The 15,866-nt window shown below is 64.3% G+C and carries 13 protein-coding genes and 1 pseudogene; 6 read left to right on the top strand and 8 right to left on the bottom strand.

All coding sequences use genetic code 11. The features are described 5' to 3' along the window. Positions 1-34: 34 nt before the first annotated feature. Positions 35-1,489 carry a S41 family peptidase gene (locus tag ABC969_RS03920; RefSeq protein ID WP_345863089.1) on the top strand — a complete coding sequence of 485 codons (1,455 nt, stop codon included), beginning with the start codon at positions 35-37 and terminating at the stop codon, positions 1,487-1,489. Between the two features lie 37 nt (positions 1,490-1,526). Here ABC969_RS03920 and ABC969_RS03915 read toward each other — a convergent pair whose 3' ends face one another. Beyond that, positions 1,527-1,802, bottom strand: coding sequence for a hypothetical protein (locus ABC969_RS03915; RefSeq protein ID WP_345863087.1), 276 nt, complete (start codon positions 1,800-1,802; stop codon positions 1,527-1,529). A 174-nt stretch (positions 1,803-1,976) separates the two neighbouring features. Between ABC969_RS03915 and ABC969_RS03910 the strand changes: the two genes are divergently transcribed. After that, complete coding sequence (locus tag ABC969_RS03910) at positions 1,977-2,888, top strand: ArsR family transcriptional regulator (RefSeq protein ID WP_345863086.1); 912 nt, start codon at positions 1,977-1,979, stop codon at positions 2,886-2,888. Between the two features lie 137 nt (positions 2,889-3,025). Then, positions 3,026-4,621, top strand: coding sequence for an isocitrate lyase (locus tag ABC969_RS03905; RefSeq protein WP_345863085.1), 1,596 nt, complete (start codon positions 3,026-3,028; stop codon positions 4,619-4,621). A gap of 104 nt (positions 4,622-4,725) precedes the next feature. Here ABC969_RS03905 and coaBC read toward each other — a convergent pair. From coaBC to ABC969_RS03885, 4 genes and pseudogenes are all read right to left on the bottom strand, one after another. After that, positions 4,726-5,906: pseudogene (gene coaBC / locus ABC969_RS03900) on the bottom strand (bifunctional phosphopantothenoylcysteine decarboxylase/phosphopantothenate--cysteine ligase CoaBC). Then, on the bottom strand, positions 5,903-7,021 hold the full coding sequence (locus ABC969_RS03895; RefSeq protein ID WP_345863084.1) for a hypothetical protein: 1,119 nt from the start codon (positions 7,019-7,021) through the stop codon (positions 5,903-5,905). The pseudogene coaBC and the gene ABC969_RS03895 overlap by 4 nt, the downstream one beginning before the upstream one ends. A gap of 40 nt (positions 7,022-7,061) precedes the next feature. Continuing rightward, positions 7,062-8,597 carry a 2-polyprenylphenol 6-hydroxylase gene (ubiB, locus tag ABC969_RS03890; RefSeq protein ID WP_345863082.1) on the bottom strand — a complete coding sequence of 512 codons (1,536 nt, stop codon included), beginning with the start codon at positions 8,595-8,597 and terminating at the stop codon, positions 7,062-7,064. A 16-nt stretch (positions 8,598-8,613) separates the two neighbouring features. After that, the gene (locus ABC969_RS03885; RefSeq protein WP_345863081.1) at positions 8,614-9,366 is read right to left on the bottom strand and encodes a class I SAM-dependent methyltransferase; all 753 of its coding nucleotides are present in this window, start codon (positions 9,364-9,366) and stop codon (positions 8,614-8,616) included. 108 nt (positions 9,367-9,474) lie between these two features. Here ABC969_RS03885 and mutM point away from each other — a divergent pair, with 108 nt between their 5' ends. The 3 genes from mutM to dnaA all read left to right on the top strand — a co-directional run bounded on the left by mutM (position 9,475) and on the right by dnaA (position 12,494). Beyond that, positions 9,475-10,287, top strand: a complete 813-nt coding sequence (gene mutM, locus ABC969_RS03880) for a bifunctional DNA-formamidopyrimidine glycosylase/DNA-(apurinic or apyrimidinic site) lyase (protein WP_345863079.1) — start codon at positions 9,475-9,477, stop codon at positions 10,285-10,287. 96 nt (positions 10,288-10,383) lie between these two features. Next, entirely contained in the window at positions 10,384-10,647 is a 264-nt protein-coding gene (gene rpsT / locus ABC969_RS03875; RefSeq protein WP_345863078.1) for a 30S ribosomal protein S20, read from the top strand. Between the two features lie 446 nt (positions 10,648-11,093). Beyond that, positions 11,094-12,494 carry a chromosomal replication initiator protein DnaA gene (gene dnaA, locus ABC969_RS03870; protein WP_380808959.1) on the top strand — a complete coding sequence of 467 codons (1,401 nt, stop codon included), beginning with the start codon at positions 11,094-11,096 and terminating at the stop codon, positions 12,492-12,494. Positions 12,495-12,514: 20 nt separating this feature from the next. Here dnaA and trpS read toward each other — a convergent pair whose 3' ends face one another. The 3 genes from trpS to secB form a co-directional block, all read right to left on the bottom strand. After that, on the bottom strand, positions 12,515-13,522 hold the full coding sequence (trpS, locus tag ABC969_RS03865; RefSeq protein ID WP_345863077.1) for a tryptophan--tRNA ligase: 1,008 nt from the start codon (positions 13,520-13,522) through the stop codon (positions 12,515-12,517). A gap of 11 nt (positions 13,523-13,533) precedes the next feature. Beyond that, complete coding sequence (murJ, locus tag ABC969_RS03860) at positions 13,534-15,096, bottom strand: murein biosynthesis integral membrane protein MurJ (protein ID WP_345863076.1); 1,563 nt, start codon at positions 15,094-15,096, stop codon at positions 13,534-13,536. Positions 15,097-15,229: 133 nt separating this feature from the next. Beyond that, a complete protein-coding gene (secB, locus tag ABC969_RS03855; protein ID WP_345863075.1) occupies positions 15,230-15,739 on the bottom strand; it encodes a protein-export chaperone SecB in 510 nt (169 codons plus the stop codon). Positions 15,740-15,866 lie beyond the last annotated feature (127 nt).

The raw sequence follows: 15,866 nt of genomic DNA, 5'->3' as shown, positions 1-15,866 counted from the left end.
TGACGCGTCGGGCTTTTTCTGAAAGCCTCGCGCTATGATCATCACATCCCCCGCATTTCGCCCGTTCGTATCCTTGATCGCACTGGCGGCAATGCTTTCCGGCTGTGGGGGCGGGGGGGCATCGTCCGTCGCGCAAAGCGGCACCAGCTCGGCACCGAGCGCGACGCCCACGCCGGCCGCCAGCGCCGGCTGTTCGCTGCGCGCGCGGCAGGATTGGGTCGCGGCACAAATGCAGGAATGGTATCTGTTTCCGGAGACTTTGCCGACCGGGCTCAATCCGGCGAGCTACGGCAACGTCGACGATTATCTCGACGCGCTCACCGCCACCGCGCGGGGGCAACGCAAGGATCGTTACTTCACTTATCTCACCTCGATCGCCGAGGAGAATGCCTATTACGATTCGGGTGCGACCGCGGGTTTTGGTTTCCGCTTGTCGCTCGATGGCGCCAATCGGCTGCTGATCGCCGAATCGTTCGAAAATGCGCCCGCCGGCCTGGCGGGCCTACAGCGTGGCACCGAGATCGTCGCGATCGGCACGACCGGCGCCAATCTGCGCACGGTCAGCTCGATCATCGCGAGCGAAGGATCGGACGGACTGACCACCGCTTTGGGTCCCGATACGAGCGGCACGGCGCGCGTCTTCCAGCTCGCAGGGATAGGCGGCGATCGCACCGTGACGATCACCAAGGCGGATTACGACCTGCAACCCGTCGGCCCAGGTGATGCGCGCGTGATCGACGATAACGGCACGAAGGTGGGCTATATTAAGCTGCGCACCTTCATCTCGACCGCGGACGATCAATTGCGCAGCGCCTTCGCCAATTTCCGCACGCAGGGCATTACCCAGATCGTCGTCGATTTCCGCTATAACGGCGGCGGTCTGCTCTCGACGGCGGAATTGATGGGCAATTTGCTTGGCGGCAATCGCTCCACCGCCGATGTCTTCGACCATGTATCGTTCCGCCCGGAAAAGGCCTCGAACAACACCACCGCGTTTTTCGCGCCGCAGCCGCAATCGATCAGCGCGACGCGCATCGCCTTTATCGGCATGGCCGGCACCGCTTCGGCCAGCGAATTGGTGATCAACGGCTTCGTGCCTTATCTGCGCGCCAATGCCGGGCTGATCGGCACCAACACCTATGGCAAGCCGGTTGGGCAGATCGCGCGCGACAATGCAGGCTGCGACGATCGGCTGCGCGTAATCGCGCTTTCGCTACAGAACGCCAATCGCCAAGGCGATTATTACGATGGCCTCGCCAGCAAGGTGGAGGCGAGCTGCCAGGCCACGGACGATCTCAGCCGGCCGATGGGCGATCCGGCCGAAGCCTCGACACGCCAGGCGCTCGATTTCCTCGCCGGCCGCGCCTGCACGCCGATCGGCGGCGCGCCAGTCTCCGCTGCTCGCCGCTCGCTCGCCGTGTCGCCGGCAGCGCTGCTTGGCTCGACCCGCCCCAACGCCGCGCAACGCGAAGTGCCCGGTCTGTTTTGACGCGGCGCGCGGGATGCATCCGGAACCCGCGACGGCGTCACCCTAGCAGATAGACAATCGCTGCGAGCAGCGCGGCCACCACTGCCAGTCCGGCGCCGAGCATCAACCAGGTCGCCCATTCGGGCACCGGGTGCCAGACGTTATCCTCCGCGGGTGGGTCCAAATCGGCAAGACGTTCAAGACCGCGCGGGGGCAGCGGAGTCGCCGGGGCTTGGCGTTCGACGCGCAAGCCTTTGTTCGCGCGGGTGCCATACTGCCGATTCGACGGTCGCCGGTTATCACGCCAGATTTTTATCTTGTCCGTAACTATCATGCGTTCTCCCGTGGCCCGGATGCAGTGCAAAGACCATGCGAGACAAGAGACAAGCTACCCGTTTTGGTCGCTTTCGTTTCCAACGCCTTAGAAAAAAATCATTAAATTGACGTGCGCGGTATTCCTGGGTCATGCAGTAACGGGTAAAAGTGGCACAATAACTGGGGGCATGTCATGGCGGATGCCGGCGAGGCCGGCCTGCCGATTAGATTGATCACGCGACTGCTGGCGGAAATGTTGACGAGCATTGCGCGTGCGGGGATTGAAGCGTTTGGCGGCGATCTTGATCGGTTCGGCATATTTGCATTGATCATGGTGCAGAGCGGGCTGCGAGGGCCGGGGGCCACGCCGAGCCCGATGTCGACGAATGCGTTAGCAACCTGCCTGTCGCGACCGTTCGAGACGGTGCGCCGGCATGTCAATGCGATGATCGCCGAGGGGCTCTGCGTGCGGACCAACGCCGGTGTGATCGTGTCGCCCGATTGTCGCCAGCGCCCGGCGATTGCGGCGCTGCTAGTGTTGACGCACGATGCTTTCGTGCGGATGACCGAAGATCTCATCGCCTTCGATCAGCCGGTTCCCGCGGCGCGCGGCACGCCTTACGATCCTGATGTCGCGGTGCGGGGCGCCCTTGAGATGTTGCTCGCTGTGGCCGATGGTCACAAGACGCTGCACCGTTGCTGGACCAGTCTGGCGTTGTTTTACACCAGCCTGTGCGGCGCGATGCGCGATGTGACTGATGATCCCGTGCTCGCGAGGGTTTATGCCGATGCGACGATGGTGGTGCCCGAGGGATTGTGCCGCCCGGTTCGGGCGAGCGCGCTGGCGCGTGCGCTGGGGCTGCCATATTCCACGGTGCAGCGCCGCATGGCTGCGATCGTTGCTGAGGGCAGGGCGGTGCAGGTTCGCGGCGGCGTGTTGCCCGTCGAGGCCCGGCTGAATACCGTCGATGCACGGGCCGTCAGCCGACTGAGCCTGTTCCAATTGCGCCGGGTTCTCGGCGTGGCTGCGGCGGGCGGATTCCCGTTCGATGATCCTGCCTCGGTCTACCTGCACGGGCGGCCGGCGCGTCTACGAATAGTATAATGAACTCTGTAAATTAGTTACAAAACGACATTGCCACCCTGCTGTCGGCACACCTGATCACGTTCATTGCCCACGCGACACAGTGGCTACGGTTGTAAATCACGCTACAAGAATGCTTCTTTTGACGGGAAGCCACGATGACATATCAAACCGATATCGCGCAAACGACCAGCCTGATCCGCAGCCATAATGGCGCCTGGGACGGGATCGATGCCGAAGCTGTGGCGCGGATGCGGCTGCAGAACCGCTTCCAGACCGGGCTGGATATCGCGCGCTACACCGCGGCGATCATGCGGCGGGACATGGCCGCTTACGATGCGGATCCCGCAAAATACACGCAGTCGCTGGGCTGTTGGCATGGTTTTATCGGCCAGCAGAAGATGATCAGCATCAAAAAGCATTTCGGCAGCACCGAGCGGCGTTACCTGTATCTGTCGGGCTGGATGATCGCGGCGCTGCGCAGTGATTTCGGCCCGCTGCCCGATCAGTCCATGCACGAAAAGACCAGTGTGCCGGCGCTGATCGAGGAACTCTATACCTTCCTGCGCCAGGCCGATGCACGCGAGCAGGGCATGATGTTCCGCGAGATCGATGCCGCGCGTGCCGCAGGCAATAGCATCGAGGAGCAACGGCTGCTCAATGCGGTGGAGAATCATCAGACGCATGTCGTGCCGATCATCGCCGATATCGACGCCGGGTTCGGCAATGCCGAGGCGACTTATCTGCTCGCACGCAAGATGATCGAGGCGGGCGCCTGCGCGCTGCAGATCGAGAACCAGGTTTCGGATGAGAAGCAGTGCGGGCATCAGGACGGCAAGGTCACCGTGCCGCACGAGGACTTTTTGGCCAAGGTGCGGGCGTGCCGCTATGCGTTTCTGGAACTGGGCGTCGAGGACGGCATCATCGTCACGCGCACGGACTCGCTGGGCGCCGGGCTGACCAAGCAGATCGCGGTGTCCAAGACGCCGGGCGATCTTGGCGATCAGTATAATTCCTATCTCGATTGCGAGGAGATCGATCCCGCCACCGCGCAGAATGGCGATGTGATTCTCAATCGCGACGGCACGCTGCTGCGCCCCAAGCGATTGCCCTCCAACCTGTTCCAGTTCCGCGCCGGTACGGGAGAGGATCGCTGCGTGATGGATTGCATCGCCAGCCTGCAAAACGGCGCCGACCTGTTATGGATCGAGACGGAGAAGCCGCATATCGAGCAGATCGCCGGGATGGTCGATCGCATCCGCGCGGTCGTGCCGAACGCCAAGCTCGTCTACAATAATTCGCCGTCGTTCAACTGGACGCTCAACTTCCGCCAGCAGGTCTATGACGCCTGGGCGGCAGCGGGGCGCGACGTTTCGGCGTTTGATCGCGCGCGGCTGATGTCGGTGGAATATGACGGCACCGACCTGGGCGACGAGGCGGACGAGCGAATCCGCACCTTCCAGCGCGATTCGGCAGAGCGCGCGGGCATCTTCCATCACTTGATCACGCTGCCGACCTATCACACCGCGGCGCTCTCCACCGACAATCTCGCCAAGGAGTATTTCGGCGAGGCCGGGATGCTGGGCTATGTGAAGGGCGTGCAACGCAAGGAGATCCGCGAGGGCATCGCCTGCGTCAAGCATCAGAACATGTCGGGCTCCGACATCGGCGACGATCACAAGGAATATTTCGCGGGCGAGGCGGCGCTGAAGGCGGGCGGCGCGCACAACACAATGAACCAGTTCGCGGCGTGATGCGCACGGGTGGAGCGTAGCTGCACCCGAGACGCACACGCCCGGCCGGCGGTGGCCTTCGGGCCGCCGTCCGACGCCGCGGCTTTACCGCGGCGCGCGCCGTGTCAGCCCTTCTTGGCTAAAGGATCCAGCGCCGTCGCGATCCGCTCGGCCAACCGCGCCGCCACGTCTTCCTTGGGCAGCTGCTCCCAGCTTTCCACGCCGGCGGCGGTCACGATATGGACGGTGTTGCTGGCGCCTCCCATCACATCGCCCGACACATCGTTGGCCACGATCCAGTCCACCCCCTTGCGCAGCCGCTTGGCGGTGGCATGTTCGATCACGCGCTCGGTCTCGGCCGCAAAGCCGATCAGCAGCCGCGGCCGCCGCGCATCCTGCGCCAGCCCGGCGAGAATATCCGGATTCTCGACTAACTCCAGCACCGGTGGCGCGCCGCTCTTCTTGATCTTCTGCGCCGCGCCCGCCACGCGCCAGTCGGCCACCGCCGCGACCAGCACCGCCGCCTCCGCCGGCAGCGCCGCCACCACCGCGGCCTGCATTTCCAGCGCGGTCTCCACATCGATGCGCGTGACGCCCGGCGGCGTGGCGAGCGTCACCGGCCCGGCGATCAGCGTCACGCGTGCGCCCAGCGCGGCCAATGCGGCGGCGATGGCAAAGCCCTGCCGCCCCGATGAGCGATTGGCGAGATAGCGCACCGGATCGATCGGCTCATGCGTCGGGCCGGCCGTGACGATGATGTGCAGCCCGTGCATCAGCGGGGCAGCGCCGCCTGGATCGCGGCCAGGATCGCCGCCGGCTCGGGCAGGCGCCCGGGGCCGAATTCGCCGCACGCCATCGCGCCCTCATCGGGCTCGAGCACCGTTATGCCATCGCCGCGCAATGTCGCCACGTTGCGGCGGGTGGCGGCGTGCTGCCACATGCGCACGTTCATGGCGGGCGCGGCCAGCACGGGCTTGTCGGTCGCCAGCAACAGCGTGGTGGCGAGATCGTCGGCGATCCCTGCCGCCATCTTGGCCATCAGATCCGCGGTGGCGGGTGCCACGACGACCAGGTCGGCCGCGCGACTGAGCTGGATGTGGCCCATCTCGGCCTCGTCGGTGAGATCCCACAAAGTCGTATAGACCTTGTTTTCGGACAGTGCCGCCAGCGTCATCGGGGTCACGAAATGTTCGCCCCCCGCGGTCAGCACGCACGTCACCCCGATGCCGGCCTTGCGGCACAAGCGGATCAGCTCAGACGCTTTATACGCAGCGATGCCGCCGCCGACGATCAGCAGGATGTTCATCGCGTCAGCCTCGTAATGGTGATTTTCCGTGCCGCGCGCGCCGCGTTCATCAGATCGCGCACGCCATCGGGCGCGAAGGCCAGGCCGATCAGCATCGTGGGCGCGATCATCAGTCCCCAATAAAAGGTATCGACGCGACCAAACAGGGCGAGCAGCGCGGCATAAGCGACGAACACGGCCAGCGCGCGTGCTGCTAATGGATCGCGCCATGTCGCCCATCCGAACAAGCTTAGGCCGACCAGCAATGCCGCCAGCCAGGAAGGCGCCAGCAGCAACGCCGTGGACACCGTCATGGTCTGCACGAAAAAGCCAAACCCCAGCAATCCGGACCAACCCGGCGAAGTCGGATCGAGCGGCCGCACCACTTGCGATACGGCATAAGCGTGAAGCGTGACGACGACGGCGAACAGCGCCAGTGTGGCGGCCCAGCCATAAGCCTCGCGCCGGCGGCCCTCGATCAGCGCGGCCCCCGCCATCAGGACGACGAACAACGCTGCCGTCTCGCGAACCAGCATCGCCATCATGCCGAATGCGGCGGCATCGACCCAACGGCCCGGCCTGCGCAACGCGAGTGACAATGCGATCAGCAACCCGGCCCAGGTTTCATGAAACCCGATCAGCGCGCTTTGCACGAACGCGGCCATACCCCCCGCGAGCAGGATCAGCGCGACGGCGCGCGGCAGGGCGCCCGCCAATGCATCGCGCAAGCGAAAGAACCAAGCGAGAAAAACGCCGGCGGCAAGCGCATAGAGCAGGATAATGGTCAGCGTCGGCGGCAACAGGCTCTGCACCATGGCCAGCGTCGGCAGACGGAAGGCGACGAATGGACGGAGCGGATAATTCCCGCTGCGCAGCGCGGCGGCGGCCACGGCGTAATAATTGCCCCCCGCGTGCACCCCGGAAACGATCGACTCGTACAACACGATGTCGCCCATCGTGTCCGCCTGCGCCGACGAACCTCGGCTGTTGGTGGACGGGGCAGGGGCGATCAGCGCGCTCAGGCTGGCGGCGAGCAGCAGCGTGAGGACGCCCAGCGCCCAGCGCGCCACGGTCGGGCTCAGCGTGGCGAAGCGGCTGGGCGCGGTGAGCCACAGGGGGGTAAGCGGGCGGGGCATCAAGTCCGTGCCCGTCCCCAAGGAGCGAGAACGGGGGCTGTCACCCGAGCAGCCACCACATACCCGCGCCACTCGCTGCCGCGCTCAGCAGCGCAACCGCCACATAGCGCCATCCGCCGCCGATGCGCACCACCTCGATCTCGCGCAGCGGTGGCGAGGGTGGCGCGCCACCGGGCGCGGGATAGCGCGCCTCGATGTTGCGAATGAGATCGGGCAGCCGCGCCAGCGTGCGCAGATCGGTGATAATCTTGTCGGCCACGAACGCCTCGGGCCCGAGCTCGGTGCGGATCCACTCGCGCACGAACGGTGCCGCCGAATCCCACAGATTGATATCGGGATCGAGACTGGTCGCCACACCCTCGACCATCACCATGGTCTTTTGCAGCAGCAGCAGATGGGGCTGCGTCTGCATGTCGAAATCGCGCGTGATGTTGAACAGGCCATCGAGCATCATGCCGATCGACATGTCCTTGACCGCCATCCCGCGCATCGGTTCGCCAACGGCACGCAAGGCGGTGGCGAATTCGGCGACATTGTGGTGCGCCGGGACATAGCCTGCCTCAAAATGGATTTCGGCAACGCGCTTATAATTGCCCGTGATCAGTCCATAGAGAATCTCGGCCAGCCAGACGCGCGCGCGCCGATCGATCCGCCCCATGATGCCGAAATCGATTGCGGCGATCTTGTTGCCGGGCAGGGCGAACAGATTGCCCTGGTGCATATCGGCATGGAAAAAGCCCTCGGCGATCGCCTGGCGCAGAAAGGCGTGGACCAAGGTATTGGCGAGCAGCCGCACATCATAGCCGGCCTCGACCAGCGCCGCGCGATTGCTCAGTTTGATCCCATCGACCCATTCGAGCGTCAGCACCTTGCCGCTGGTGCGCTGCCAATCGATCGCCGGCACGACGAAATCGGGCTCGGCGGTCATCGATTCGGCCAGCTCGGAAGCCGACGCCGCCTCGCGCCGCAGATCCAGCTCGCGCGCGGTCCAACGCTTAAACGTCTCGATCACCAGCCGCGGGCGCAGACGCGAAAGCTCGCCGCCCATCGCCTCGATTTGCGCCGCAGCCCACTGGTACGTGTCGATCGCTTGGGCGAAATCCACTTCCACGCCGGGGCGCAGCACTTTCACTGCCACAGTGCGGCCATCGGTGGTGATCGCGCGGTGGACCTGCGCGATGGAGGCCGCGCCGACCGGCACGGGGTCGATCGAGGCGAACAGCGCGGAAGGGTCGCGGCCGAAGGCGCGCGTCATCGCCGCATGAATTGTCTCATAGGGGACGGGGGGGAGCGCGTCTTGCAGCCGCAGCAGATCAAGCGCCGCTGCTTCGCCGACGATGTCCGGCCGCGTGGCTAGCGTCTGGCCAAGCTTGATCGCCGCGGGGCCGATCGCCTGCAGCGCATCGGCATAACGCGGCACCGCGGGCACACGCGCGCCAATCCGCGCGATGCGGGCGAGGCGGCGCACTGGCGCCGGCGTATTGGGATCATGTTCGAGCCCTTTTAGCGCGCCATGCCGCGCGAGGATACGGCCCCATTTGAGCAGCCGCCAGAGATGCGTGGTGGCCTGGGTCACAATGAAACGCCGCCCATCAAATCTTCCAGCCGCTATGGATCGCGACCAACCCGCCGAGCATCGGCTCCACCTTGGTTTGCACGAAGCCGGCCTCGGCGATCATCCCCTTGAACGTCTCCATATCCGGGAAACGGCGGATCGATTCGATCAGGTATCGGTACGAATCCGGATCACCGGCGAGCAATTGGCCGAGCTTGGGCACCACCTTGTGCGAGTAAGCGTCGTAAATGTCGCCGAATCCCGGCCACAACGTGGTCGAGAATTCGAGGCAATAGAAGCGCCCGCCGCGGCGTAACGTGCGGTGTGCCTCGCGCAACGCCTTGGGGATGTCGGTCACGTTGCGGATGCCGAAGGCGATCGTATAAGCATCGAAGAAGCGATCGGGGAATTGCAGTGTCTCGGCATTGGCCTCGGTCCACACCAGGCCGTCTATCCCGCGCTTGGCGGCGCGCTCCATGCCCACCTCGAGCATCGCCGGATTGATATCGGCGACCGTCACCGCGGCGCCCGACTCCGCCAGCCGAAAGGCGATGTCGCCCGTGCCGCCGGCCATATCGAGAATCTGTTCGCCCTCGCGCGGCTTCACGCGGCGCACGAAGCGATCCTTCCACAAGCGGTGCATGCCGCCGGACATGGCATCGTTCATCAGATCGTATTTCGCCGCCACATTGGTAAACACGCCGCCGACGCGGGCGGTCTTTTCCTGCGCCGGAATGTCTTCATAGCCGAACGAGACGGTGTCGGGCGCGGTTGGGAGCGGATCGGTCATCCAGCGGCTCTAGCCGAGCCGGCGCGCGGCGCAAACCACGTTGATTGACTTCCCCCCGTCATCGCCGTGAAAGCGGCGACCCGCCTTCGCGGGGTGACGGAGTATGCGATGCCTGAACTGCCAGAAGTCGAGACCACCGTCCGGGGCCTACGCCCGGTACTTGAAGGGCAGCGGATCGCATCGATCGAGACGCGCCGCGCCGATCTGCGGCGGCCGTTTCCCGAAGATCTGCGGCAGCGGCTCACCGGCGCCACCGTCACCACGCTCGGGCGGCGCGCCAAATACGGGCTGATCGATACCGATCGGGGCGACACCATGATCTTCCATCTCGGCATGAGCGGGCGGTGGCGGGTCGATCCGGCGGATTTGCTGCCGCACGATCACCTGCTGATAACCACCGACAATGGCCGCCACCTTGCGCTCAACGATGCGCGGCGATTCGGCTCGGTCGATCTGTGGTCCACCGCCGCGCTCGATAGCTATCCGCCGTTTCAGGGTATCGGCCCCGAACCGCTCGGGCCGGAACTTAGCGCGCGGCAACTGCACGACGCGCTCGGTGGGCGCAAAGCGTCGATCAAGCTTATGCTGCTCGACCAACGCATCGTTGCCGGGCTCGGCAACATTTACGTCTGCGAAGCGCTCTATCTGTCGCGCATCTCGCCCAAGACCGCGGCAGGGCGGGTTTCGCTGGTGCGACTCGAGCGGCTGGTGATCGCCATTCGGGAGGTGCTGCTGGCGGCGATCGACGCAGGCGGATCGACGCTGCGCGATTATGCGAAGCCGGACGGCGAACTCGGTTATTTCTCCAAGCAATTCGCAGTTTACGGCCGGGAAGGGGAGGCGTGCGGCTGTGGCGGGACCGTCCAGCGCTACAGCGAAGGCGGGCGCTCGACCTTCTGGTGCCCAAAATGCCAGCGTTGAGAGTTGACCGCGGAGCCGAGCGCAGTTAAGGAGCGCGCTTTCCGGGGCTGCGGGCTTTGCCGTCCGCGCCCCTTTCTATTACCAGATGAGGGCTTCATGGCGAACACGCCACAGGCGAAAAAGCGTATCCGTCGTAACGCGGCACGCACGATTGTGAACGGCAACCGGGTTGGCCGTATTCGTACCTTCGTCAAGAAGTGCGAGTCGGCTTTGGCATCGGGCGACAAGGACGCCGCCAGCGTCGCATTGGCGCAGGTTCAGCCGGAACTGATGCGCGGCGTAGCCAAAGGCGTATACCACAAGAACACCGCTTCGCGGAAGTTTGCGCGTCTGACCAAGGCGGTTGCCGCGCTCGCGTAAAAGTCACTTATATTACAGGTAAATCGCCCGCCGGAAGCATTTCCGGCGGGCTTTTTTTCGTGGTTAACGGTTGATTTAACTGACTGTTTTTTGGGTTTTTGATCGACATCAACCTGTTTTGGAACGTGCCGAGAACAGGCGCGGAAACGCTGCGATTCGCACACGTGATTTCGCGCCGGTTCCAATAAAACCTCGTTAAAACAACATCTTGAGAGAAATCTGACGCGAAACCTAGGCCCGTTTCGAGTCAAGCCGATTATTTCGGATATGTGACCGGTCGCGGCCTTGATTGCGCCGCCCCAATCTTCTTAATTGGGGGCTCGGCGGCAGCCATTCGGCGCCGCTTTCTATCGCGACGGCTTTCGGCGTCAGGCGGGTGTGATTCCGGCCCGGGCGGAGCTTTGCGAGACGAAATTCAGCAGCGCGGGGGCAGATCGCGCCGTGGTATAAAGGGTGCGTTTATCGTGAGGTTTGAGGTCGATCGACAGGGTGAGACGGCGCGAGCATGGGGGACCGTACGCGGTCATCTACGCGAATCCGCTGGTGCTCGGCTGTTCGATCAGTGGTTGAAGCCGATGGAATTGATCGATGACGGCGGCAGCGACACGATTCGCCTGGCCTTGCCGTCGGCGTTCATGACCAACTGGGTGCGTAACCATTACGCTGATCGACTGGCGGCCGAGTTTCGGGCGATTTTGCCGGATGTCCGCGGCGTCTCGATCGAAACGCGCCGCGCAGCCGCGCCGGCCCTGACCGCCCCGACGGTATTGAGCGTCGCCAACTCGGGCGCGCCGGTTGCGGCCAAGCCCACGGCCGCGGCGGAGCGGCCCCCGCTGGACACACGCTTTACGTTCGATCGCTTCGTGGTCGATGGCTCTAACAAGGTTGCGTTCAATGCAGCAAAGGCGCTGGCCGAGCCTGGCGCGCCACGCTTCAGCCCGCTGTTCCTCCACAGCGGCACGGGGCAGGGCAAGACGCATCTGATGCATGCCGTGGGTCACGCCTATCTGGCAGCAGTGCCTGACGCGCGCGTGATCCTGATGTCAGCCGAGCGCTTCATGTTCGAGTTCGTCTCGGCGATGCGCGCCAAGGATACGCACAGCTTCAAGATGCGGCTGCGCTCCGCCGATCTGCTGATGATCGACGACCTGCAGTTCATCGCCGGCAAAGATGCCACGCAGGAAGAATTCTTCCACACGATCAACGAGGTGATGGCCGCCAATCAGCGTCTGGTGGTGTGCGCCGATCGTTGCCCACAAGGCCTTGACGGGGTCGAGGCGCGCATCACCTCGCGGCTCTCGGTCGGCCTGGTGGCAGACATCAAGGCGCCCGATCTGTCGCTGCGCCTGGCGATCCTCAAGCGCAAGCTGGTCGACATGCCTGGCGCCAGCGTACCGGCGGAGGTGCTCGATCTGCTCGCCGGTCGTATCACGCAAAGCATCCGTGACCTCGAAGGCGCGTTGGGCCGCATTGTCGCTTATGCGCAGTTGACCGGCGAAAGCGTCGATCTTGATTTCGCTGTGGCGACCTTGGGTGACGTGTTGCGCGGCGCCGAACGTCGCGTGACGATCGACGAGATCCAGAAAGCCGTCTCGGCGCATTTCGAGCTGAAGCCGGTCGATTTGGTTTCCGCGCGCCGCGCGGTGGTCGTGGCCCGCCCGCGCCAGATCGCCATGTATCTTGCGAAACGCCTGACGACGCGTTCGTTGCCAGAGATCGGCCGCAAGTTCGGCGGGCGTGATCATTCGACGGTGATCCACGCCGTCCGCCGCATCGAATCGCTGCGCGATACCGACCGTGAAATCGATGGTGCGGTGCGGACGTTGCTGCGGGAGCTGGAGGGTTAAAACCCTCCAGCCGTCAGCGTTTAAATCTGCAATCCCATCGCACGCTGCGCCGCCAGCAAGTTCGGCGCGGCGAGGTCGCGCGCTTTTTCGGCGCCGCGATCGAGCAGGCGGCTGACTTCCGCGCGATCGTCGAGCAGCCGTACCATGCGGTCGCGGATCGGCCCCAAGGTCGCCACCGCCAGATCGGCCAGCGCCGGTTTGAACGCGCCGAAACCCTGCCCGGCATGGTCCGCGATGACCTGCTCCGGTGTGACGTCTGCCAACGCCGCATAGATTGTCACCAGGTTCTTCGCCTCGGGCCGATCGGCCAGTCCGGCAACGTCCTGCGGCAGCGCGTCCGCATCGCTGGTCGCCTTGCGGAATTTGGCGGCGATCGTCGCATCGTCGTCGATCAGATTGACCCTCGCCTGCACCGATGGATTCGATTTGGACATTTTGCTGCTCGCATCGCGCAGCGACATGATGCGCGGTGCCGCCTTGCTCACCATCGGCTCGGGTTGGGTGAACAACTCGGTGCCGTAATCGAGGTTGAATTTGGCCGCGATATCGCGCGCCAGCTCGAGATGCTGTTTCTGGTCCTCGCCCACCGGCACATGCGTGCCATTGTAGAGCAGCACGTCGGCGGCCATCAGCACGGGATAATCGTATAGCCCGACGCTCGCGCCCTCGCGATTCTTCCCCGCCTTGTCCTTGAATTGCGTCATGCGGTTGAGCCAGCCGACGCGCGCGACATTGTTGAGCAGCCAGGCGAGCTCGCTATGCTGCGGCACGCGCGTCTGGTTGAACAGGACCGAGCGCTCGGGATCGATCCCGGCAGCGATCAACGTCGCGGTCATCTCGATCGTGTTAGCGGCCAGCTCGGCGGGCGCGATCCACTCGGTCAGCCCGTGCAGATCGGCGATGAAATACAAGGTCTCGCCGCCCTGCTGCTGGATCTCGTCCTGCATCGACACCCATTGCTTCACCGCGCCGAGATAATTGCCGAGGTGGAGATTGCCGGTGGGCTTGATGCCGGAAACGACGCGCATATCAGATACTCTCAGACCGGGGTGCGCCGAAACATCATCCGCAGATCGGCGGTGGTGTAGGCGCGGAGAAGGAAGCAGGCGATCGCGTAGACCAGCCCGCCGGTGCCGACCAGTACGAACATCGCCAGCCAACGCGTCAGGCTCGGCCCCGTCGTGTACGGCGTGAAAAGATCGGCGAGCAGGTACATCGCGACGCCCATCAGCAGCGCCGCCCCCAGCAGTCGCACCGCGCGATGCCGCAGCCGCACGTCCGGCACGAAATGACCGCGTTGGCGGAGCGTCCGGTACAGCAGATATACGTTGACGCAGCTCGCCAGCGCGGTCGCCAGCGGTGGCCCCAGATGCTGCAGCGGGACGATGAAGGCAAGATTGAGCGCCAGATTGATCGCGATCGAGATCGTGGCGTAGCGCACCGGGGTTCGCGTGTCCGAGCGGGCGTAATAGCCGGGCGTCAGCACCTTCACCAGGATATAGGCCGGCAGCCCGATCGAGAACGCTGCCAGCGCCCCCGCCGTGGCCTGCGTGTCGTCGGCCTTGAACGCGCCGTGCTGGAACAAGGCGGCGATGATCGGCCCGCCGCACACGATCAGCGCCACGGTGGCGGGCAGGGTGAAGAACAATGCCAGCTCCATGCCGCGATTTTGTGTCTCCATCGCATCCGCTTCATGCCCGAGGCCCAGTTGGCGCGAGATGGTCGGCAGCAGCACGGTGCCGAGCCCGATGCCGATCAGCCCGAGCGGCAATTGGTTCAGCCGGTCGGCATAATAAATATACGATACCGATCCCTCGGGCAGCAGGCTGGCGGCGAGCGCTGTCGAGATGACGAGGTTGATCTGCACCGCACCCGCGCCGGCCGCGGCGGGCCAGATCAGCGAGAGCAGTTTCTTCACGTCGGGATTGAGCCGCGGCAGCTTCAGCCGCAACCGCACGCCCGAAGCGCGACACGCCAGCACTAGCCACAATAATTGCAGCGCGCCCGATACCGTCACCGCGATCGCCTGGTTACGTGCGGTGCCCAGCGGATCGGTGTGGAAAAACAGCAGGGCGGCGATCAGCGTGGCGTTGAGCAGGATCGGCGCGGCTGCGTTGACCCAGAATTTCTGCAACGAATTGAGGATGCCGCCCAACAGCGACACCAGGCTGATCAGCAACAAATAGGGAAAAGTGATGCGGGCCAACCCGACGGCGAAGGCGAATTCGCCCGGCCCCGGATCCTTGAACCCGCCGGACAGCAGATAAGTCACCGGCCAGGCCGCCACCTCCATCACGATCGTCATCACGATCAAGATCGGCAACAAGACCGACAGCGCATCTTCCGCGAAGGTTATCGCGCTCGGCAGCCCACCATCCGCCGCGCCCATCTTGCGATTGAACATGGGAATGAAGGCGGCGGAAAAAGCCCCTTCCGCAAACAGCGCACGAAACAGATTGGGCAGGCGAAACGCCACGAGAAACGCGTCCGAGGCGAAGCTTGCACCGATAAACCGCGCGAACAGCGAATCGCGAACCAGCCCGAGCACGCGACTGGCGAGGGTAAGCCCCCCGACGGACCCCAGCGCACGTGTCAGGTTCATGGCCGCTTCGTCCTATATTTTACGTCATCCTGAAGTTGTTTCAGGATCCAGGCGCAGTCGGTGCCACGTTATCGCGTCAATAAGGCAGGTGACCGCGCCTCGATCCCGAACCGAGTGCGGGATGACGATCGGCTCAGGCCGTGCCGACTTCGCCGGTGGTCACCGCGGGCTGGCCCTCGGCCTGTGCCTGCTGCTGGTACAGCGCAGCGAAATCGATCGGCTCGAGCAGCAGCGGCGGGAAGCCGCCGTCGCGTACCGCATCGGCCAGCACGCGGCGGGCGAAGGGGAAGATCAGGCGCGGGGCTTCGCCGAGCAGGAACGGCTGCAGATGCTCGGCCGGGATATTGCGCAGCCCGAACAAGCCGGCAAACGAGAGATCGACGATAAACGCGACCTGGCTCTCGGCCTCGGCGCGCACTTCGATCTTGAGCACGACTTCATAGACGTCTTCGCCAACCTGGCCCGAGCCGATGTTGAACTGCACGTCGATCTGCGGCGCGGTCTGGTTCTGGTAGATTGCCGGGGCGTTCGGATTTTCGAACGACAGATCCTTCACATATTGCGACAGCAGGCCGACGGCGGGCGTCGTATCTTCACCATTGCTGTAGGGCTCGGCGGTCGTGCCGCGGTCCTGATCGCTCATCGAAACTGATCCTTTGAAAAGAGGGCGGCCGCATGACGGCTCAAGACCGCGCGCCTAGCAGGGGGCGCAAGCTTGTTCAACGGGGCCTTATCTATAAGGGCACGGTTTGGGGGGAGCATTTGAAAGC

This window comes from Sphingomonas qilianensis, assembly GCF_039614825.1.
GTDB classification, from domain to species: domain Bacteria; phylum Pseudomonadota; class Alphaproteobacteria; order Sphingomonadales; family Sphingomonadaceae; genus Sphingomonas; species Sphingomonas qilianensis.
The sequence above is the reverse complement of the archived record's forward strand: the minus strand, read 5'-3'. Positions and strand labels throughout refer to the sequence as shown.